The sequence below is a fragment of the Oceanobacillus sp. FSL K6-2867 genome (assembly GCF_037963145.1).
Classification (GTDB): domain Bacteria; phylum Bacillota; class Bacilli; order Bacillales; family Amphibacillaceae; genus Oceanobacillus.
The window spans coordinates 1,030,806-1,049,105 of record NZ_CP150144.1; the positions used below are offsets into that span (position 1 = coordinate 1,030,806).

Here is an 18,300-nt window from a genome sequence, read left to right on the forward strand (position 1 = left end):
CTTTTAATACAGCCACATACTTTTTATAATAAACTAAATTCTTAAAAAAACAATTAAAAGATGGAGTGGGAGAAATGGAAAAATTATTAGGCACTGAAACGGTAAAAAGAGGGATGGCGCATATGCAAAAAGGCGGCGTCATTATGGATGTTGTTAACGCAGAGCAAGCGAAAATCGCAGAAGCTTCAGGTGCTGTTGCTGTTATGGCATTAGAACGAGTACCATCCGATATCCGTGCTGCTGGTGGGGTTGCACGAATGGCTGATCCACGAATTGTCGAAGAAGTAATGAATGCTGTATCGATTCCTGTTATGGCTAAAGCGCGTATCGGGCATATTGTAGAAGCTCGTGTATTAGAAGCAATGGGAGTAGATTATATTGATGAAAGTGAAGTATTAACGCCTGCTGATGAGGAATTTCACCTGCTGAAAAGCGCATATACCGTACCATTTGTTTGCGGCTGCCGTGATTTAGGAGAAGCTGCACGCAGAATTGGGGAAGGTGCTGCAATGCTTCGTACAAAAGGAGAACCAGGAACCGGAAATATTGTTGAAGCGGTTCGTCATATGCGTCAAGTAAATGCACAGGTCCGCAAAGTAACTTTAATGAATGATGATGAAATCATGACGGAAGCAAAAATTCTTGGTGCACCATATGAAATTTTAAAACAAATTAAGGAAGCAGGAAAATTGCCAGTTGTTAACTTTGCTGCCGGCGGGGTTGCTACACCAGCTGATGCTGCTCTTATGATGGAACTTGGAGCAGATGGCGTATTCGTCGGATCTGGGGTCTTCAAATCAGAAAACCCAGAAAAATTCGCCAATGCCATTGTACAAGCAACGACCTATTACAATGATTATGACTTAATCGGCAAGCTTTCTCAAGAGCTGGGAAGTGCAATGAAAGGGATCGATATTGCAACACTTGCAGCTGAAGAGAGAATGCAAGAAAGATAAGGTTGTTTGGAAAGGATGTAAAATATGAAAATTGGTGTATTAGGATTACAAGGTGCGGTTGATGAACATATCAAGCAAATTAATACATTAGGTTTAGAAGGAATAACAGTTAAGCAGCCTGAACAACTCCAGGAAATTGATGGATTAATTTTACCGGGAGGAGAAAGCACAACAATAAGCAAACTTATTAACCATTATGGATTCGCTGATCCGATAAAAGAATTTGCAAAGAGCAAAAAGCCAATCTTTGGTACTTGTGCAGGGATGGTATTGCTTGCAAAGGAGCTTTCAGCTTCAGAGGAATCACATCTTGGATTAATGGACATTTGCGTGAAACGAAATGCTTTCGGCAGGCAGCGTGACAGCTTTGAAGCGAAGCTCGATGTCAAAGGTATAGCTGATCCATTTACAGCAGTTTTTATTCGAGCACCGTATGTGGAGAACGCAGAGGCTCATGTAGAAGTTTTAGCTACATATAACGAGCATATTGTTGCTGCAAGACAAGAGCATTTACTTGTCAGCTCCTTCCACCCGGAACTGACTGGAGATACACGCTTTCTAGAACTATTTGTCCAAATGGTAACAGAGAATCAGGTGAAGGAATTAATCATATCTTAATAAAGAAGCAAGTTAGGCTTAATCCTAACTTGCTTTTTATATGACTCTTTACAATGTGATTAAAGCAGGAGGAATCGATTAACCTGGAGAGCGTAAAAAAGCACCCTCGTCCTCTTACATCAGGCCAGGAAAAGTAACGTAACACTATCAAACTGTTCCGATTATTTAATGTACATACAGTAATACGCTTACTCTAAATCCATTTTAAACACATAACTCACCTTATTATAATTCATCGTACTCTCATAGAAACGATGTGCATCACTTCTTTGGAGTCCTGAAGACAGTGCAACACATTCATATTTATTTGATTTAGCCCATTCATGCACATAAGAAAGCAGCTTTTCACCATACCCTTTAGAACGCTTCCTCTGACTTGTAACTAAATCACAAACCCAAACAAATCTGCCATAATAGAGTGTTATCATTGGCTTGAATCCAACAACCGCTGCAATCTCGCCTTGATCATACAATGCGAATATTCTATAGCTATCCTTTTCTCGTGCTTCCTTGACCAAATCAAGATAAGATTGTTCACTGAGATGTGTGCGAAGCTCCCGCATAACTGGATATGCTTCTACTATCTCTTCCTTTGTTTGCAGTTCTTTTATCACAACGTTTTCCATTCGATTATCCCCTTTTCTATCCCTATTTCAATCAGACGTTCATAAGGGTCTCCTTTAATACCTAGAATCTCACAAAAGGCTGGTTCTGTTTTCATTCCTTGACGTTTAAGATGAATCACTTTTTCCCGGAGCTTTGGCACTTCTTTCAAGAGATGATATTCGATAGTCATATGTAGGTAAGCATACTGTTCATGAACTGGCTTTGCCTGACCAAATAATTCAAATTCAAATCCGCCATAATGAAAATTAGTCTTGATTACAGGAGTATCTCGTATCCGAATTTGCTTTATCGTAAATGCTTCATGTTCCCCATACAATCTTATGACACTTGTTTTAAAATGGTTAAAATCATTCACTTTCAAAATAATATCCAAGTCCGAATCTTCCACATCAATTCCAATTGGAATCGTTCCACAAAGTATTGGTGTATAATCCATTAAATCTTTCATAATATTTAATTGTTTTATTGCCTTATACGCTTGATGTTGCCTGCTATTCCCCTGTTTTAAATAGGATATTGTATGAAACATATCTAAGTCCTAGCCTCCTACAGAAAAAATGAATTATTTGTAAAATATCTTCTTAGAAAGAATACTACAACTCTACTTTGTAAACAAAGAATAGGGCAGAGAAAACCGCTCTCTTGGCTTCCTCCTTATCAAACTGCACGTTCCCTATTAAAGCATCTGGCTTACCATTATGTTATAATGATTATCAATAAAATACCTTCCAGGCATTTTGCATCTTTTGGAATCAGTGAGGAAAGTATAATATTCCTCGCCATTCCTTGATGGACCTTCAAATAGTTTTACCACAGTAAATTGGTTGTTATCATTACATCTTATCTGCGACTCAGAGTCATAGGTCTTTTCCATTCTGTTCATTTAATGTTTAGTCATTAAATTACTTCCGTATTACCTGAAGATTAACCCCCACTAAATTAAAGATTTAGAAGGAGACTCCACCTTCGATTGATGTTCAATTTTTTGATTATATCGACTTGCTGTAATATAGTATTTATTCATAGGAACTTTGACTTTATCAATATCAAATAGATTGCTATTTACGATAGTATCTATGAATGACAAAGGGGTCGACCTAAATGAGTAAACGAAAAAAAAATTATTTGCAAGCAATTCCAGTTCTAATTCTCTTGATCCTTGTAGTATTTATTTTTGATTTACCCAAAACTAGTAGCTTTATAACGCTAGGTGTACTTGTTGTCTTTAACATTTTTGTATATGAGTTATTTATATTTAATAATAAAAAGAGCTAGTAAACTTTTATATGAATAATGAAGACCGTTGAGATTTTCTCAACGGTCTTTTGAGTATATTTTCTATTAAATTAACTTGTTCTAGGGTTATCCTCAGTTGGGAACTACACTTATATCTGATGCCTCATACCAATAATCTTGTCCCCTATTACCTCTTTCATATTCAATACTTATTTAAAAGTTATCTGCCGTAGAACTATTTAATACAGTTTGAATACCTCTTGATCCAAGGTCATTGCTAATTATAAAACTAGATAGCAACCCTGAAGCCCCACTTGCTCCAATGCTAATTCCAAAATTGGAAAGTGGATATGTCACTATTCCAGCAGCAACGCCAAAGCGTACATTGTCTAATGCATCTTCAGAGGATTCTGCATATTCTACTTCATGAAGGAAATTAACTAGCTCACTTCTCGTTACGCTTTCACTAGTTTCAAAGCTTAGACCAATTTCTTGAGCTTCGTAAGGTGTCACTCCAATTACCCGACTAACTGCTGCTGAGACATTAAAAGCGAACGCAGAGACTAAAAACGATGCTACTACTCCCATAATAAGTATTTTTTTTAAGATATTAACAACCTCCAAATTTTATAGTAAGTCGCGACTTAATGGAAGAATAACATACTAAAGTAAAATTTCTAAATAATTAATCAATAAAAAACCTTTCGCTTATTTTAAATGGTACTAAAGCAAGACAATTCAGATAATGTTTTGTGTTTAAGGGGTCTATAGAAAAGACCCTGTATTCTAGATAAAAATGTTATCAGCTCCACGTTTTAAAATAGGTTGATAGAATATTACAAATCCACTGTAAAAATAAAGAAAAAGGCGGAAAGTTCCCTCTCCCCCCATTAAGATATTTTAGTTTCCGTACTGTCCATTGTAATCCGTCTTTGTTCTGCTGCTTTTTTTCCATGAACAATATAGTAAATCCAAATGCTTAAAATCACAATGGCAGCCATTGCTATATATAATCCTCTAAATCCAATAAAAGGTAAGACAAATCCTAACAGGAATGGTCCAACTCCGATACCAAAATCGAAAAATACAAAGAAAGTAGATGTTGCAAGACCAATACGATGTCTTGATGCCTTATTAACAGCAATCGTCTGAGCGCTGGATTGGAAAGTCCCAAAGCCAACACCAATTACGGCACCAGCTATAAGCAGACTAATTCCAACACTAGCCTGACTGAGAATAACTAATCCCACCGCAAATAGTAAAAGAGATGGATAAACTACGCTATTCTCTCCCTTTGCATCAAAAAATCGGCCTGTGAAGGGTCTAGAGGCTACCAGAAAGATAGCATACATAATAAAGAAGAAGCTCGCTGCATCTACCAAGTTGATTTCCGCTGCATATGCAGAGAAAAAGGATAAAATACTAGAGTAAACAAATCCAACAACAGCTACAAGGATAGCGATTGGAATTGTGGTTTTCTCAAAGTAGTCACTAAAATGAAATCCTTTCCCTTTTCCGATAAAAGAATCTTTTACTGCATCTACTTTTGGAACACGCAAGAAAACCGTTGCAATCAATGCAACAGCTGCGAAAACGGTAGTAGCAATAAATATCATAGGATTATTAAAATGCTGACTAATATATAGTCCCAGGAATGGGCCAATTGCCATAGCCAAATTTGTACTTGTTGCAAAGTATCCCATTCCTTCGCCACGTCTTACAATTGGGATAATGTCCGCTGCAATTGTACTCGTAGCTGTCGTGCTAATTCCAAAAGCAAATCCATGAATAAACCGAATAACTAATAAAGCAGCTAAATTATTTACCGGGAAATAAAACAGCATAAATACTAAAAATAATGCAAGGCCAACGAGCAATAGATTTTTTTTGCCTACCTTATCAATAATTCTTCCCGCTACCGGCCGGACAAGCACCGCGCCAAGCACAAAAATACTCGATGCAAGCCCTGCCTGACTTTGAGAAGCATCGAATTCATCTACAGCATAGATGGCTAATGTGACGATTAACATGTAAAACGATATAAAAAGCAAAAAATTGGACGTCGCCACCATAATAAAGTCCTTCGTCCATAATTTAGGTTTGTTACTCATTCTTATACATACTCTCCTTATTTAAGTTTATCTCTAAGTTGCTGAATTGTTCGAAATGCAGATTCCATTTCTGTTTCGGGTATTTCTTCTAATAAGGAGTGTTCAAATTTATTGACAACATCATAAGCCTTTTCGTACATTTCCAAGCCTTTTTTGGTCAATTGCATCTTCCGCTCTCGTTTATCCTCACTCGGCAACCGTTCAATTAATAGTTGTTCCTCCAATCGCTTCACGGTTCGAGATATTGTTGGCTTCTCTACATCAAGATAATTTGTTATCTCTACAAGCGTAGCCGAACCAGACTGTTTTAAATAATAGACAATACTCCATTGGGAATAATATAAGCCAACTTCAACTAACTGCTCATTTAATTTCTTCCTGAAAGCCCTTGTAAATTGCATGTTTAATTGAAAAAATTGCTGCGACAATTTAAACACCCCCATTAAAAAGTTACCTAAGTAACTATATACTATTTAAGCTTAAAAGTCTAGGGAAGATGGAAATATTAATTAGATAATCTTTCCCTTAAAGAGTTCATTTATATGGATACCTTTTTTTATTAACTTTTTATACATAATGCAACCTTTCTTTGGGATTATAACAATAGTGGTTTAACCAAAATTTATGTACTTTTACACGAATGAATGGAGGCTTTTATATGGTTCAACAAAACCCGCACAATCAGATTCAACAAGCTACGCAGCTTGTTCAGCAGTCCATGGAATCAATCCAATCAGCAAAAGATCATGCGAGCGTGGATCACCAGCAATACTTACAAGCTACTGAACAGCTGCAGCAGGCTGAGGATGTATTGCAGCAAGCGCAGAACCAATATGGAGAGCAAGTACTGCAGAATCCACAATTTCAGCAGACTCAGGAATTGCTGCATAATTTAAGACAGCAGCTGCAAAAGGTAGAACGTCAAGAAAATAGAAACCTTTAATGAGAACCTCTTGAAGATTGAGATGAAGCCAAGTATGCGACAATCATAATTAAAAAGAATAAAGGAATCGTCATTTTTTACATTTGACGATTCCTTTATTTTAATTACTAACTCAAAATAGGCTTTAACATTTCTACAAGTAACTATTCAATTGGTATGTTTAAATATTTTTTGCGTCACAATTCAGCCAAATTTATTTTAGCGATTATCAACCTTTTCTGGATACATATCATGATTCAGCATACGGTGTTCTGCCATTTGTTCATATTTCGTACCAGGCTTTCCGTAGTTGCAATATGGATCAATGGAAATACCACCACGCGGCGTGAACTTCCCCCATACTTCAATATATTTTGGATCCATCAGCTTAATTAAATCGTTCATAATAACATTTACACTATCCTCATGAAAGCCGCCATGGTTGCGATAGCTGAATAAATATAGTTTGAGAGATTTACTCTCTACCATTTTCACATCAGGTATGTAGCTGATATAAAGCGTTGCAAAATCGGGTTGTCCCGTCATCGGGCATAACGTTGTAAACTCTGGAAAATTCATTTTTACAAAATAATCCCGATCTTGATGATTATTTTCAAATGCCTCAAGCACTTCTGGGTTATATTCATATACATAGGCCGTTCCTTGATTCCCTAATAAAGTAAGACCTGATAAATCTTGTTCTTTCATGTTAATTACCTCCACTTATTTGTTTTTGATAAATTATCTACTATGAAGACCACTACAAAAAAGCCGTGCACCCTAAGGCACACGGCTTTAATCGCATCATTTCCCTTAGTTTTTTATAGAGGGTATAAGCTAAGAACCTCTTTCACATATTTACGAGCTTATTATATAGAGGAAATTTGTATATGTCAATTTGTTCAAAACAGCAAAGCTGAAAGTTTAAAGTAATCCACCAATGTTTTAAGGTTAATTTTCTATTTCTATAGATTTTTCTGTTAATAAGCGTTATAATATGTAGAATTTCTGTTTTTTAAAAATTCATTATACAAAAGGGGAATCGGTACAATATGAAAGCAATCAACTTTATCAGCAACTTTGCAAACAAGAATTTTGCTTTAATCACAATTATTATTGCAATCATCGCTTTTAATTTACCAAACCAGTTTTCTTGGCTCAATTCCTACATCAGTATTCTTTTGGGTATCGTTATGTTTGGAATGGGATTAACATTGAAACCAGTTGATTTCAAAATTGCTTTGACTAAACCTAAACCAGTTATTGCTGGTGTCGTGCTGCAATATACAGTCATGCCGCTAATTGCGTTTACTATTGCCAAGCTATTGGATCTGCCACCAGAATTGGCAGCAGGAATTATTCTTGTCGGATGTGTACCAGGCGGCACTGCATCAAACGTAATGGTCTACCTTGCTAAAGGGAATGTACCTTTGTCTGTTGCAATGACATCCATTTCTACAATGCTTGCGCCGATTATGACACCGGCAATTTTATATTTACTTGCAGGACATTGGATGCCCGTGAACCCATTCCAAATGTTTTGGTCGATTATTCAGGTCATTATCATTCCAATTATTCTCGGAATCATCATTCAGAATTTTTTTCCTGTGGCAGTTGAAAAAAGCGTCCAAGCCTTGCCATTTATTTCAGTTGTTGCAGTATCAGGTGTCGTGGCAGCAGTAGTTTCCGGAAATACTGAGAATATTGCCTCAGCAGGTATTCTTGTCTTTATTACGGTGATTCTGCATAATATTTCCGGATTATTTCTCGGCTATATCATTGCGACACTATTAAGGCTTGACGCTGATACAAGACGCACTATTTCATTTGAAGTAGGCATTCAAAATGCCGGTCTTGGAGTCTCACTTGCTAATACACATTTTCCAACTATGCCACTAACTGCATTGCCTGGCGCAGTAGCGGTTGTAACACACGTTATTAACGGATCGATTCTTGCGACGTTCTGGTCAAGAAAACCATTGAAGCAAGATAAATTACAGGCTAAAGAAGTAGTAGAGATGAAAAAGACAGTTTAGAAGTATGGAAAAGACTTAGCTCATTACTACTTATATGGGCTAAGTCCTTTTTCATTAATATGATGAGGTTCTAATTTCACCTAAACCTTTTTAACAAATTCAGATTTCAATTTCATCGCTCCAAAACCGTCAATTTTACAGTCGATATCATGATCTCCATCAACTAAGCGAATACTCTTTACTTTCGTTCCAACCTTCACAACAGATGAGCTCCCTTTTATTTTCAAGTCTTTAATTACTGTGATTGTATCGCCGTCTTTTAAGACATTCCCATTTGCATCTCGAATCACTTGCTCATCTTCATTGTTTTCTTTGCCTGATTCTAAAGTCCATTCATGCGCACACTCTGGACATACAAATAGATTTCCATCTTCATATGTATATTCCGATTCGCACCTTGGACAATTTGGTACTTCATTCATCTTATTATTCCCCCATCTACCATATATGCTCTTATCATGCCATATACGCCTTCCTTTAACAACTTTCTCCAAATTGCATCATGAAAGTTCCATGAACCTACTGTTCAAACTAAAATAAGCAATACCAGAAGATAACTGGCATTGCTTATATTAAATACTTTATTTTGTATAATTATCAAAATACCCTTGGATAAAGACAATCGGCGTACCTTTGTCTCCACTTCCTGAAGTCAAGTCAGCCAAAGAACCAATTAAGTCCGTAAGCTTTCTCGGGGTTGTTCCTTGTGCTTCCATTGCTCCCACAAGATCGTCATCTTTTTCATTAATAAATTTGGAGATTGCTTGCTGTAATTCTTCGCCTTTTAAATCAGCAAAATTATTATCTGCAAGATATTTTAATTTTACTTCATTCGGTGTTCCATCAAGTCCAGCTGTATATGCAGGAGACACAACTGGATCTGCAAGCTCCCAGATCTTTCCTACAGGATCTTTAAATGCTCCATCCCCATAAATCATTACTTCAACATTTTTTCCTGTTTTCTCTTGCAACATGCTTTGAATACGGTCCACTGTCGGCTGACAATCACGCGGGAACAGCTTTACCTTATCTTCTGTTGATTTGTTTGAACCCAATAGTCCATATTCCTCATTATATCCGCTGCCATCAATTGGCTCTGCCAAGATATTATCGAGGCTATAAACCTTCTCGCCACCATTTGCTTCCAAAATTCTTTTCGTTCTAAATCTTGTATGAATATCACAAACAAGCACGCTCTTTGTATAATCTAGAATGGACTTTGGATTATTCGAGAAGATAACCTCACATTCAACCCCAAATTCCTCAATCAGTGATTTATAATACTCAATATAATCTACACCCGTAAATGTATGCTTTAAATATCCAAAGTAATCACGAAATTGCTTTTCTGTTAAAACATCCGTCCAAGGATTAACTCCTTTTTCATCAAGCATATCGATACTCACTAAGTGATTCCCAACCTCATCTGATGGATAGCTAAGCATGAGTACAATTTTTTTCGCACCTTTTGCAATTCCACGAAGAATGTTTGCAAAGCGATTTCTGCTCAAGATTGGGAAGATAACACCAATTGTATCATCTCCAAATTTCGTTTGGACATCCTTCGCTATGGCTTCAATTGCAGCGTAGTTTCCTTGTGCACGCGCAACAATTGATTCTGTTAAAGCAACAATATCTTTATCTGCAATTTGAAAATTTTCCATTTCAGCAGCATGTAATACACTATCTACGACGATTTCCTCTATTTGATCACCTTGATTGATAATCGGGCAACGAAGACCTCTAACTACAGTTCCAACTACTCTTTCCAATCGAATCGCTCCTTCAATGTTAATTTCATTATGTATCTCTTTACTTGTAATATACACGCATTTAATGGTATAAGTAAAATGAATATCACTAATATCTGATATAAGGGGCACTTATATGGCGAGCAAATTAGATTTATACAAGGTATTTTGCAAGGTCGGAAAAATGAATAGTTTTTCAAAAGCTGCAGAAAGTCTTTATATGACGCAGCCAGCAGTTAGTCAGGCTATCATGCAATTAGAAAGGGATTTGGATACCCGGCTTTTCAAACGAACACCCAAAGGCGTAACGTTGACACATGAGGGCGAGCTCTTATTCGAATATGCAAATTCCGCAATTAATTTAATTGATGTTGGGGAAGAAAAAATATTAGAATTTAAAAATTTAACGACTGGAGAGCTGAAGATAGGAGTGGGAGATACGATTTCCCAGCATTTCTTGCTTCCATATTTAGAAGACTTTCATCATAAGTATCCTAAAATTAAATTTAATATTGTTAATGGAACGACCTTAGAGCTTTGTTCAGCATTAAAGTCAGGAGAAGTAGACATTATCCTATGTAATTTCCCGCTGGATGATTCTACATTAGAACAAATCCCTTGCATGGATACCCATGATATCTTTGTCTGTGGGGAAAAATTCAAATATATTTTATCCAAGCCATTGAGCTACGAAGAATTAGTAAAACTACCTTTAATATTTCTGGAAACCAAGTCCAATTCGAGAAGATATGTAGAAAATTACTTGAAATCAAAAGGAATTACAATCGCTCCGGAAATGGAATTAGGATCCTATAATTTACTATTGGAATTTGCCAAAATAAACTTGGGAATTGCCTGTGTGACAAGAGAGTTTTCCCAAAGTTATTTGAATGACGGCTTATTGTATGAAGTAAATTTAGAAGAAGAGATACCAAATAGAAGTATCGGAATCTGTTTCTTAAAAAGTGTTCCTCTATCCCCTGCTTCTACAAGATTTGTAAAAATCATCCAAAATAAATCAATTGGCAAGAGACCGCTTTTATCCCTATAACCGAGCATACAATAAAAGTGGATCACTGTATGATGATCCACTTTTTTTAAATACTTATTTCATTCGTTTATAGTTTTTATGATTCACAACTGTTTTAATTGGTTCCCCGGTACCCTTGTGATCACCAATTTTAACAATTACAGAGTTTTCACGAACCATTAAAACTTCACCTGTTTTCCCTTTTTGTTCCCCTTTCACAATTTGGATTTTATCCCCTTCATTAATTTTCTTCGCTGCTGGCTTTTCTGTTTTATTTTCTTCCGCCATGTCGCTTCCTCCTTCAAAACCATAACTAAACATTTCATTGCCTTATTTTTACATTTAACCTAATCTTACAATATTTCGCAGCTTTCTTCATTCTTTGTGATTAGACTATTTCCAAATTGCAATATCCTATATATAATCTTTCATTAAAGTTTGTTCTCTACACGTTTATCATGTTCTATTATATCTGTCAAGTTAATGAACTTTCTTATCCCACTAAAATTATCTCATTTGAGGAAATATTTTATTTTATTCAGTTCGGTTTTCCATTTGTTTCTTTGACTTTCTTTCCCTGTTCATTTTGTTAAAACGTCGAAATATATATCATTAAATTGCAATAATTATCATCACATTGTTAGCTTATAGCTGTTTGTATCTGCTTCAAAAAAGGGTAGTATATAAGTATCATTCCTACCAAACTGAACTGAAATTCCTTTATGAGAGAGGAAGTGTGTAACATTGCAAATTTGTTTTATGCGCAATCGCAGAAAACCGTCAAAATACGCAAGACTACTATCAAAAGCTGCTAAATATTATGGTATTGACTTAATTTATTGTCATCCAACAGATATCAATACAGATAAAGAAATTATTCATGGTAAAATTCTCAGGAATAACAAGTGGGTGCCTAAGAATGTTTCAATCCCTCCATTTATTGATTTGAGCAGCTATTGTTATAAATATAAAAAAGAAATCAAGTTTTTAAAGGAAAGAAGCTTGCTATCAAGCTACGGCAGATTTGGTTCAAAGGAAAAAGTATATACTATGCTCGAAAGAGATGGGGAATTCAAACATTTACTCATCCCTTCTCAGTCTGTTCATCATTTCGAAGCATTTTATAGTTTCTTAAATGAACACAAAGAAATTATCGCAAAACCTAAAAATGGGCAAAAGGGTGAGGGGATATTTCTTATCTCTATGGAAAAAGACGGCTATCTAATAACCTACGAGAATCAGGAAAAGCTTGTATCCTTACCAGAATTAAAGGTATTCTTTGAGAATAGAATGAATTCAAAACGATATCTGTTTCAAAAATATATCGAATCGAAATCAAAAACTGGCGATCCTTTTGATTGCCGAATTCGACTCGAAAAGAATGGAATTGGCGAGTGGAGTGTTCCTATTTACCTCATTAGAGTCGGAACAAATCAAAAGGTTGTTTCGAATGTTGCGCAAGGTGGCAGTGTCAGTTCGTTAACACCTTTCTTAAAAGCAAACTATGAAGATAACTGGAAAGAAATTCGAGATTCCATCAAACAGGTAGGAAAGACACTGCCATATAAAATTGAGTATTTATCAAAACAGGCTACCTCGATGGGAATTGACCTTGGTATTGATAAACATGGAGAGCTTTACTTGTTTGAAGTAAACTCTGCTCCTGGAGTAGAGTTTGGTACAGGAGAAATTGCAAGTATAAAAGCTGATTATTACCATTACATTTTAAATGAAATCTCCAGTAAACCTATTCAACAGGTTAAGGAGATACAGTATTCTTAAGTAGCCCCTTTACAAATTTATCGATTAGTAAACATGGCCCTCATACCTTTGGCTAGGTACGAGGGCCATGTTATTAATTAGCGGCTTGTGTAGCCAGCATCTGCATGAATAACGGTTCCAGTCACATAAGACGACTGATCAGAAGCTAACCATAGGCTTGCTTGTGCAATTTCTTCCGGCTGACCGAATCTATTTAACAGACTAAGCTGTGGTGCAAATTCTGCTTCAGTTTGACCTGTTTCCTCTAATGCACCTCTTAGCATAGGCGTATCAATTGCTCCTGGCGCTACAGAGTTAACACGAATATTTTTATCACCATTTTCAAGTGCAGCAACCTTGGTCATGCCAACGACACCATGTTTTGCAGCAACGTAAGCAATATTATTTGGCTGCGGACGGAATCCACTTACAGAAGATATATTGACGATGCTCCCGCCGTTCCCTTGCTTAATCATTTGTTGTAATTCATATTTCATACATAATGCTGTTCCAGTAAGATCGATAGAAATTAATTTATCCCAATATGCTTCATCAAATTCTGCAGCAGGTGCATTATCTGGTGTTAGTGCAGCATTATTAACAGCAACGTCAAGACGTCCATACTTCTCTACTGTTTGCGCAACCATGCTCAGTACTTGATCTGATTTTGAAATATCAACTTTTACAAAGTATGCAGTCCCGCCATTCGCTTCGATTTCTGAAACTGCAGCTTTTCCTTTTTCTTCATTAAAATCTGCAATCACTACTTTTGCTTTTGCATCTGCAAAAAGCTTTGCTGTGGCAAGCCCCATTCCCATTGCTGCCCCTGTTACAAGCGCTACTTTTCCTTCTAGTACTGGAAATGTCATTTTAATACCCCCAACATTTAATTTAACTAGCAGAGCATTATCTGCTAGTTATGGCTGTTTGAACAATTTATATACTATGATTGTCCAGCATCAATTAAAAAATTCCTTTATAGACAAATCCATAAATAATTTGTCTATAATTTAATTCTACTATTCTGTATATGCTTTACAATCATTAAAAAATTAGGATATGTATATTTAATAGACACTTTTGCTGTTTTCGTCGATTGATGGAAGATGCAGAAACGATTTGAAAACCAACCATTCAGCACTTTACATTCCTTTAGCTGTTCACCCGTATTACATAAAGAAAAGGAAAAGCAGCATATAAAATCTGCTTTTCCCTTTCATTGATTATATGAAGAAGAAGCTTTATCGAATTAGTGTCTGGATAAAACAATTGGCTCCGTTTTCTCCATGGTTGCTTTGTATAAAAGAATATTTCCTTCGTTTGCTTCTACCGCTCCGGTATCAACTTGGAAATTCTCATGTAATGCGATTGTCCAGGCAGCTTCATCATTCTTTTTTAAAATGATTGCCAGTGTACCAAACTGTTGAATATCATCCCATGGAAACATTTCTGTTTTTCCGTTTTCGGTAATCATAATTCCCTCAGGACCGCTAACCAGCTCGACATTATCGCTTTTCCAGTTGCCATGTGTTTGTGCACCAACGTAATAATAGGAAATGCCGCTTCCGCGATCTCCATAAGTAGCAATGAACTGCTGTGTTTTATTATTTGCTGCTTTATACGTAACTGCTCCCACATCATCCGCTAACCACTCAACTTGATATTCACCCATTGGCTCATCTGGCAAAACTTCCTTCGGGCGAGCAAGAATTCCATAATAGGATCGATAATATACAGCTTCACCACTTTCCACATTTTCTTTAATGGAGAGAACATGCTTCCAATCAGGCGATATGCTGGTGATATTTTTAATCTCATTGTTGCTGCTAATCAGCAGAGCAACATGTCCAATAATAAGCAATGCCGAAATGCTGGAGACGATTATGATAAATTTCCTGCTTGATTGAAGAAGCAGTAAAATCGCTGCCGTTAGACAAATTAAACAAACGATATTTATGATGTAAAATAACCGATTATCAACATATTCTACTTGAAATCTTGCGCGGAGGACAAGGTAGCCTATTTGCATACAGAAAAAGCCAATTGCTACGAGAAACAGCACCCATCCAATGATTTTTTTCCATTTACTCGTGTTCTGCTTCATCTGGCGGAACCTCCTTTGAAAAATCCCATGTTTGACCGTTATCCGTTGAGATAAATTCCCCCTTGACAAGACCGCCTGCATAATCACCATTTGGCCCTTGATTTATCAACATCTTCAGCTGCTCTTCCTCTTTTACTGGAGTTTCTGCAATTACAAAAACCCCATGATATTCCTTAGGCATCTGTATAGATGCTTGATTCCACGTATTTCCCCCGTCTTGGGTAACATAAAGCATCGGTTCTACCGGATTAATCGTTCCATAGGACAGAAAACCTGTAGTTTCATCCACAAAGTTACCATCCGAAATAAGTGTTGTCACTTCTGTATTGGTTGTTTCTTCCCAACTCTTTCCACCGTCATGTGTTAGAAAAACTACGGATGATTCTTGAGACATCGTTCGACCACCAGAGAAAATCGCATATCCAAAACGATCGTTTAAAAAGTCTACCTTTCTAAAACGCATTACCGTAAATCTTTCGGAAATAATGGACTTCTCCCATGTTTCACCCTGATCGACAGAATAAAGAAAAACGATTTGCTGTGCATCCCAATCGGTTCCTTCCGAATATAGAAAACCTACTCGCTCTTCCGTCATAACATAGCTATTGTCAATTAGCGCTTGCTTGTTTCCATTGTATTCACCAGCAAATAGCTGGTCCTTTTCAACTGGAACCTCAACCCAATCCTCTCCATTATTAAAGCTAATGTTAAGTTGATCATTTTGTAAAGAATACGCAACTGCTTCATCTAGGTTAACTGGTTGTATTGGTTCTGGTTGAGCTTGTTCTAATTCTTCCTGACTGTTTCCCTGCGAGTTATTTAACAGTGCAGATTGTGGGAGCGTGACTTGATTAGAGCTTTGGTGATAGATTACTGCCATTATGACAAGAGCAATCACCACCACACCTGCACCAAATAATAGATAACGTTTCACGTGTTCACTCCTTTTATAATTGGCCTTTTGATAAATTCTATAGCTGTATAATTGAAAAATAAGGAATATTTCCTTGATTAGTTCTGCTATTTTAATAGAATGTTTTTCTGAATCTACAATTGTTATACTAAATTGGCATAAATAATATTATCATAAAATTAATCCTCCGGTTTTTCGTATAAACCCCATGGTATTCGTGCTTCAAACTCTAATTGTATGATTGGATGAGTCGAACTATCCTGTAAAAAAAGTAAATCCTTACTAAATCCAATTGTAAAGTTTTCCATTGCAATGGTATTCTTTTCATTCCATGAAGAATCTGTACAGTATTCGCCCTCTATTATTCTGCCAACTATAGGATAACTTCCCATATAAAGATGCAGGCCATCTTCCATTTTTCCAAATTCCGATAAATTGCTCGGCAAGGACGGCTGAATTCCCAGAAGGTTAAAAACGTCGATGATAGAAGAATCCAAACGTTTGCACATAACCATATAATTTTTACAGTATAAACACTCGCAAGCCTCTATATTTTCCCTATATAATTCTTTGGTCTGATTTACGTCAGCTTCTATCGACCACTTGTATAAATTAATTCTTCTCATATTAAACCCCTGCCTGAACTTCTTTTTTTATTCTCACAGTTTCCGAACCATTTCGCCTGACTTAATAAAAATATTTATACCTGCTGCATTCCCTCCTTCAATGTGATTCTCCAATTTTGAGACGTCTATATAAGACTCTATTTTTATTATTTTATGCTCCTTGCCTTTTAGCTCTACTTCATAAGGGGCGCCCACATTCATAAGTGAAAGCATTGGAAGATCATGTTCGGAAGAATAGAATTCATAGAACTCAATCGAGAATTGTACGTCATTGCTGCTGTGATTTTTAAATGGAAGTTCACATTCTCCTTTTAATGTAGATTCATCAACCTTTTCAAACCCGCAACTGCTTTTCCCACGTTCATAAGAAACAGCATAAACACCTGTCGCAACTGTTTCTTGAAAAGCAGTAACAATCAAAGAAGGAATAAATATTGTTATTATAATTGCAAGCAATACTGCACGCCCGTGAAACTTGCTGATGGACTTAATAAGAAAGTATAAACTCGTGATGAAAAAAACAAGCGAGACAATTCCTACATAATGGAATCCGCCAGCTGATTGAACTGGTATATTAAATACAGATACAACAGTTTCTCCATAAGGTTCTTTGTGTGGGAAAGGGAAGTTTAAGGCTATTGATATAATAAAAAGAATAAGTGCAAGAAAAAACTTTTTTTTATTTTTTATCATGGAAACCACCTTCTTATTGCGATTTTAAATGATTGGCTGTTACTTATTTCCTATGACAGATAAATTATGGTAACTTTATTATTATTCTAACAGAAAATAAGACTCTTATTATATGTATTTCATTTTTATAATGAATAACCTATCAAAACCACTGCAGGTATTATATTGGATTAGAACTCTTGATATTCATAAACCTTTGGAAACGAAAAAACTGGAACCATATGATCCCAGCTTCATTTTAATCGTTTATCAACTATTCACTTACAACCGTAAATCTTTCATTTATGTGTTTTGCATCTTCCATTTCATCGACAATCGCAATGGCAAAATCAGCATAGCTAATATAGCTTTGACCTGCAGCATTAACAAGCAAGACATCTTTTCCTGTTTTGTAGGAGCCTGTTCGCTCTCCTTCTGCATCAAATATAGCGGAAGGGCTGACAAACGTCCAAGCTAATTGATCTGTTTCCTGTAATTCTTGTAAGTTTCGTCCCTGACCATTAGCAGTTGGTTTAAATACATCCGGAAAATCCGGCGTATCGATTATGCGGACTGTTTTGCTTTCATCAGTATAAAGACTTCCAGCTCCTCCTACAACGATTAATCTAGTATTTGTTCCTTTCAGCAGCTTGATTAGTTGATGCCCGGCATCAACATGTGCCTGTTCTTCACCAAGTGGAGCACCAAATGCATTTACAATCACATCAAATTTATTAACATCTTCTGTGTTCAGATCAAAAATATTTTTTTCGATGATGGTAACATTTTTATCTGCTAACTTTGAAGCCTCTCTTACAATGGCCGTGACTTGATGACCACGAATCATGGCCTCATTTAAAATTAAATTCCCAGCTTTTCCACTAGCACCTATAACTGCAATATTCATTTCGATTCCTCCAATTTTAGTATAATGAAT

General features: G+C 36.3%; 21 protein-coding genes and 1 riboswitch. Of the genes, 6 read left to right on the top strand and 15 right to left on the bottom strand.

The annotated features are described in order from the left end of the window. The first annotated feature begins 74 nt into the window (after positions 1-74). Both pdxS and pdxT read left to right on the top strand, forming a co-directional pair. Positions 75-956: a pyridoxal 5'-phosphate synthase lyase subunit PdxS gene (pdxS, locus tag NSQ77_RS04965; protein WP_339229224.1), complete on the top strand. Its 882-nt coding sequence runs from the start codon at positions 75-77 to the stop codon at positions 954-956. Positions 957-980: 24 nt separating this feature from the next. Continuing rightward, entirely contained in the window at positions 981-1,574 is a 594-nt protein-coding gene (gene pdxT / locus NSQ77_RS04970) for a pyridoxal 5'-phosphate synthase glutaminase subunit PdxT (protein WP_339229225.1), read from the top strand. Between the two features lie 188 nt (positions 1,575-1,762). Here the strand turns inward: pdxT and NSQ77_RS04975 are convergent, their stop codons facing one another. The 5 genes from NSQ77_RS04975 to NSQ77_RS04995 all read right to left on the bottom strand — a co-directional run bounded on the left by NSQ77_RS04975 (position 1,763) and on the right by NSQ77_RS04995 (position 5,976). Then, a complete protein-coding gene (locus NSQ77_RS04975) occupies positions 1,763-2,200 on the bottom strand; it encodes a GNAT family N-acetyltransferase (RefSeq protein ID WP_339229226.1) in 438 nt (145 codons plus the stop codon). Continuing rightward, positions 2,185-2,730 (bottom strand): DUF4269 domain-containing protein, encoded by a 546-nt coding sequence (locus NSQ77_RS04980; RefSeq protein WP_339229228.1) that lies wholly within the window; start codon positions 2,728-2,730, stop codon positions 2,185-2,187. Before NSQ77_RS04980 ends, NSQ77_RS04975 begins: the two co-directional genes overlap by 16 nt. A gap of 920 nt (positions 2,731-3,650) precedes the next feature. Then, positions 3,651-4,025 carry a hypothetical protein gene (locus NSQ77_RS04985; protein ID WP_339229229.1) on the bottom strand — a complete coding sequence of 125 codons (375 nt, stop codon included), beginning with the start codon at positions 4,023-4,025 and terminating at the stop codon, positions 3,651-3,653. Between the two features lie 302 nt (positions 4,026-4,327). After that, positions 4,328-5,548, bottom strand: a complete 1,221-nt coding sequence (locus NSQ77_RS04990; protein ID WP_339229231.1) for an MFS transporter — start codon at positions 5,546-5,548, stop codon at positions 4,328-4,330. Between the two features lie 17 nt (positions 5,549-5,565). Further along, positions 5,566-5,976, bottom strand: a complete 411-nt coding sequence (locus tag NSQ77_RS04995; protein ID WP_339229232.1) for a MarR family transcriptional regulator — start codon at positions 5,974-5,976, stop codon at positions 5,566-5,568. A gap of 230 nt (positions 5,977-6,206) precedes the next feature. On the opposite strand from NSQ77_RS04995, the gene NSQ77_RS05000 reads away from it, so the two are divergent. After that, on the top strand, positions 6,207-6,491 hold the full coding sequence (locus NSQ77_RS05000) for a hypothetical protein (protein WP_339229233.1): 285 nt from the start codon (positions 6,207-6,209) through the stop codon (positions 6,489-6,491). Positions 6,492-6,689: 198 nt separating this feature from the next. Here NSQ77_RS05000 and queF read toward each other — a convergent pair whose 3' ends face one another. After that, entirely contained in the window at positions 6,690-7,178 is a 489-nt protein-coding gene (queF, locus tag NSQ77_RS05005) for a preQ(1) synthase (RefSeq protein ID WP_339229235.1), read from the bottom strand. A 99-nt stretch (positions 7,179-7,277) separates the two neighbouring features. Then, positions 7,278-7,324, bottom strand: a riboswitch (PreQ1 riboswitch). Positions 7,325-7,522: 198 nt separating this feature from the next. Between queF and NSQ77_RS05010 the strand changes: the two genes are divergently transcribed. Then, positions 7,523-8,506, top strand: a complete 984-nt coding sequence (locus NSQ77_RS05010) for a bile acid:sodium symporter family protein (protein WP_339229236.1) — start codon at positions 7,523-7,525, stop codon at positions 8,504-8,506. An 80-nt stretch (positions 8,507-8,586) separates the two neighbouring features. Here the strand turns inward: NSQ77_RS05010 and NSQ77_RS05015 are convergent, their stop codons facing one another. Beyond that, positions 8,587-8,928, bottom strand: coding sequence for a zinc ribbon domain-containing protein YjdM (locus NSQ77_RS05015; RefSeq protein WP_339229238.1), 342 nt, complete (start codon positions 8,926-8,928; stop codon positions 8,587-8,589). A 159-nt stretch (positions 8,929-9,087) separates the two neighbouring features. Next, complete coding sequence (locus NSQ77_RS05020; RefSeq protein WP_339229240.1) at positions 9,088-10,278, bottom strand: coenzyme F420-0:L-glutamate ligase; 1,191 nt, start codon at positions 10,276-10,278, stop codon at positions 9,088-9,090. Positions 10,279-10,393: 115 nt separating this feature from the next. Between NSQ77_RS05020 and NSQ77_RS05025 the strand changes: the two genes are divergently transcribed. Continuing rightward, positions 10,394-11,308 (top strand): LysR family transcriptional regulator, encoded by a 915-nt coding sequence (locus NSQ77_RS05025; RefSeq protein ID WP_339229242.1) that lies wholly within the window; start codon positions 10,394-10,396, stop codon positions 11,306-11,308. Between the two features lie 54 nt (positions 11,309-11,362). On the opposite strand, the gene NSQ77_RS05030 is transcribed toward NSQ77_RS05025, so the two are convergent. After that, the gene (locus tag NSQ77_RS05030) at positions 11,363-11,575 is read right to left on the bottom strand and encodes a DUF2187 family protein (RefSeq protein WP_339229244.1); all 213 of its coding nucleotides are present in this window, start codon (positions 11,573-11,575) and stop codon (positions 11,363-11,365) included. A 456-nt stretch (positions 11,576-12,031) separates the two neighbouring features. Here NSQ77_RS05030 and NSQ77_RS05035 point away from each other — a divergent pair, with 456 nt between their 5' ends. Then, positions 12,032-13,069 (top strand): YheC/YheD family protein, encoded by a 1,038-nt coding sequence (locus NSQ77_RS05035; protein ID WP_339229246.1) that lies wholly within the window; start codon positions 12,032-12,034, stop codon positions 13,067-13,069. 77 nt (positions 13,070-13,146) lie between these two features. Here NSQ77_RS05035 and NSQ77_RS05040 read toward each other — a convergent pair whose 3' ends face one another. From NSQ77_RS05040 to NSQ77_RS05065, 6 genes are all read right to left on the bottom strand, one after another. After that, positions 13,147-13,917 carry an SDR family NAD(P)-dependent oxidoreductase gene (locus NSQ77_RS05040; RefSeq protein WP_339229248.1) on the bottom strand — a complete coding sequence of 257 codons (771 nt, stop codon included), beginning with the start codon at positions 13,915-13,917 and terminating at the stop codon, positions 13,147-13,149. A 380-nt stretch (positions 13,918-14,297) separates the two neighbouring features. After that, positions 14,298-15,152 (bottom strand): hypothetical protein, encoded by an 855-nt coding sequence (locus NSQ77_RS05045; RefSeq protein ID WP_339229250.1) that lies wholly within the window; start codon positions 15,150-15,152, stop codon positions 14,298-14,300. Then, positions 15,133-16,086 carry an oxidoreductase gene (locus NSQ77_RS05050; protein ID WP_339229252.1) on the bottom strand — a complete coding sequence of 318 codons (954 nt, stop codon included), beginning with the start codon at positions 16,084-16,086 and terminating at the stop codon, positions 15,133-15,135. Before NSQ77_RS05050 ends, NSQ77_RS05045 begins: the two co-directional genes overlap by 20 nt. A gap of 158 nt (positions 16,087-16,244) precedes the next feature. Continuing rightward, positions 16,245-16,691 carry a hypothetical protein gene (locus tag NSQ77_RS05055; RefSeq protein ID WP_339229254.1) on the bottom strand — a complete coding sequence of 149 codons (447 nt, stop codon included), beginning with the start codon at positions 16,689-16,691 and terminating at the stop codon, positions 16,245-16,247. A 33-nt stretch (positions 16,692-16,724) separates the two neighbouring features. Next, positions 16,725-17,384, bottom strand: a complete 660-nt coding sequence (locus NSQ77_RS05060; protein WP_339229256.1) for a hypothetical protein — start codon at positions 17,382-17,384, stop codon at positions 16,725-16,727. A 253-nt stretch (positions 17,385-17,637) separates the two neighbouring features. After that, the gene (locus NSQ77_RS05065) at positions 17,638-18,270 is read right to left on the bottom strand and encodes an NAD(P)-dependent oxidoreductase (protein ID WP_339229258.1); all 633 of its coding nucleotides are present in this window, start codon (positions 18,268-18,270) and stop codon (positions 17,638-17,640) included. Between the last annotated feature and the right edge of the window lie 30 nt (positions 18,271-18,300).

Excerpts from the sequence above, each read along its gene's own strand:
- pdxS (WP_339229224.1), top strand. The coding sequence starts at position 75 with ATGGAAAAATTATTAGGCACTGAAACGGTAAAAAGAGGGATGGCGCAT.
- pdxT (WP_339229225.1), top strand. The coding sequence starts at position 981 with ATGAAAATTGGTGTATTAGGATTACAAGGTGCGGTTGATGAACATATC.
- NSQ77_RS04975 (WP_339229226.1), bottom strand. The coding sequence starts at position 2,200 with ATGGAAAACGTTGTGATAAAAGAACTGCAAACAAAGGAAGAGATAGTA.
- NSQ77_RS04980 (WP_339229228.1), bottom strand. The coding sequence starts at position 2,730 with ATGTTTCATACAATATCCTATTTAAAACAGGGGAATAGCAGGCAACAT.
- NSQ77_RS04985 (WP_339229229.1), bottom strand. The coding sequence starts at position 4,025 with ATGGGAGTAGTAGCATCGTTTTTAGTCTCTGCGTTCGCTTTTAATGTC.
- NSQ77_RS04990 (WP_339229231.1), bottom strand. The coding sequence starts at position 5,548 with ATGAGTAACAAACCTAAATTATGGACGAAGGACTTTATTATGGTGGCG.
- NSQ77_RS05000 (WP_339229233.1), top strand. The coding sequence starts at position 6,207 with ATGGTTCAACAAAACCCGCACAATCAGATTCAACAAGCTACGCAGCTT.
- queF (WP_339229235.1), bottom strand. The coding sequence starts at position 7,178 with ATGAAAGAACAAGATTTATCAGGTCTTACTTTATTAGGGAATCAAGGA.
- NSQ77_RS05010 (WP_339229236.1), top strand. The coding sequence starts at position 7,523 with ATGAAAGCAATCAACTTTATCAGCAACTTTGCAAACAAGAATTTTGCT.
- NSQ77_RS05015 (WP_339229238.1), bottom strand. The coding sequence starts at position 8,928 with ATGAATGAAGTACCAAATTGTCCAAGGTGCGAATCGGAATATACATAT.
- NSQ77_RS05025 (WP_339229242.1), top strand. The coding sequence starts at position 10,394 with ATGGCGAGCAAATTAGATTTATACAAGGTATTTTGCAAGGTCGGAAAA.
- NSQ77_RS05030 (WP_339229244.1), bottom strand. The coding sequence starts at position 11,575 with ATGGCGGAAGAAAATAAAACAGAAAAGCCAGCAGCGAAGAAAATTAAT.
- NSQ77_RS05040 (WP_339229248.1), bottom strand. The coding sequence starts at position 13,917 with ATGACATTTCCAGTACTAGAAGGAAAAGTAGCGCTTGTAACAGGGGCA.
- NSQ77_RS05045 (WP_339229250.1), bottom strand. The coding sequence starts at position 15,152 with ATGAAGCAGAACACGAGTAAATGGAAAAAAATCATTGGATGGGTGCTG.
- NSQ77_RS05055 (WP_339229254.1), bottom strand. The coding sequence starts at position 16,691 with ATGAGAAGAATTAATTTATACAAGTGGTCGATAGAAGCTGACGTAAAT.
- NSQ77_RS05060 (WP_339229256.1), bottom strand. The coding sequence starts at position 17,384 with ATGATAAAAAATAAAAAAAAGTTTTTTCTTGCACTTATTCTTTTTATT.
- NSQ77_RS05065 (WP_339229258.1), bottom strand. The coding sequence starts at position 18,270 with ATGAATATTGCAGTTATAGGTGCTAGTGGAAAAGCTGGGAATTTAATT.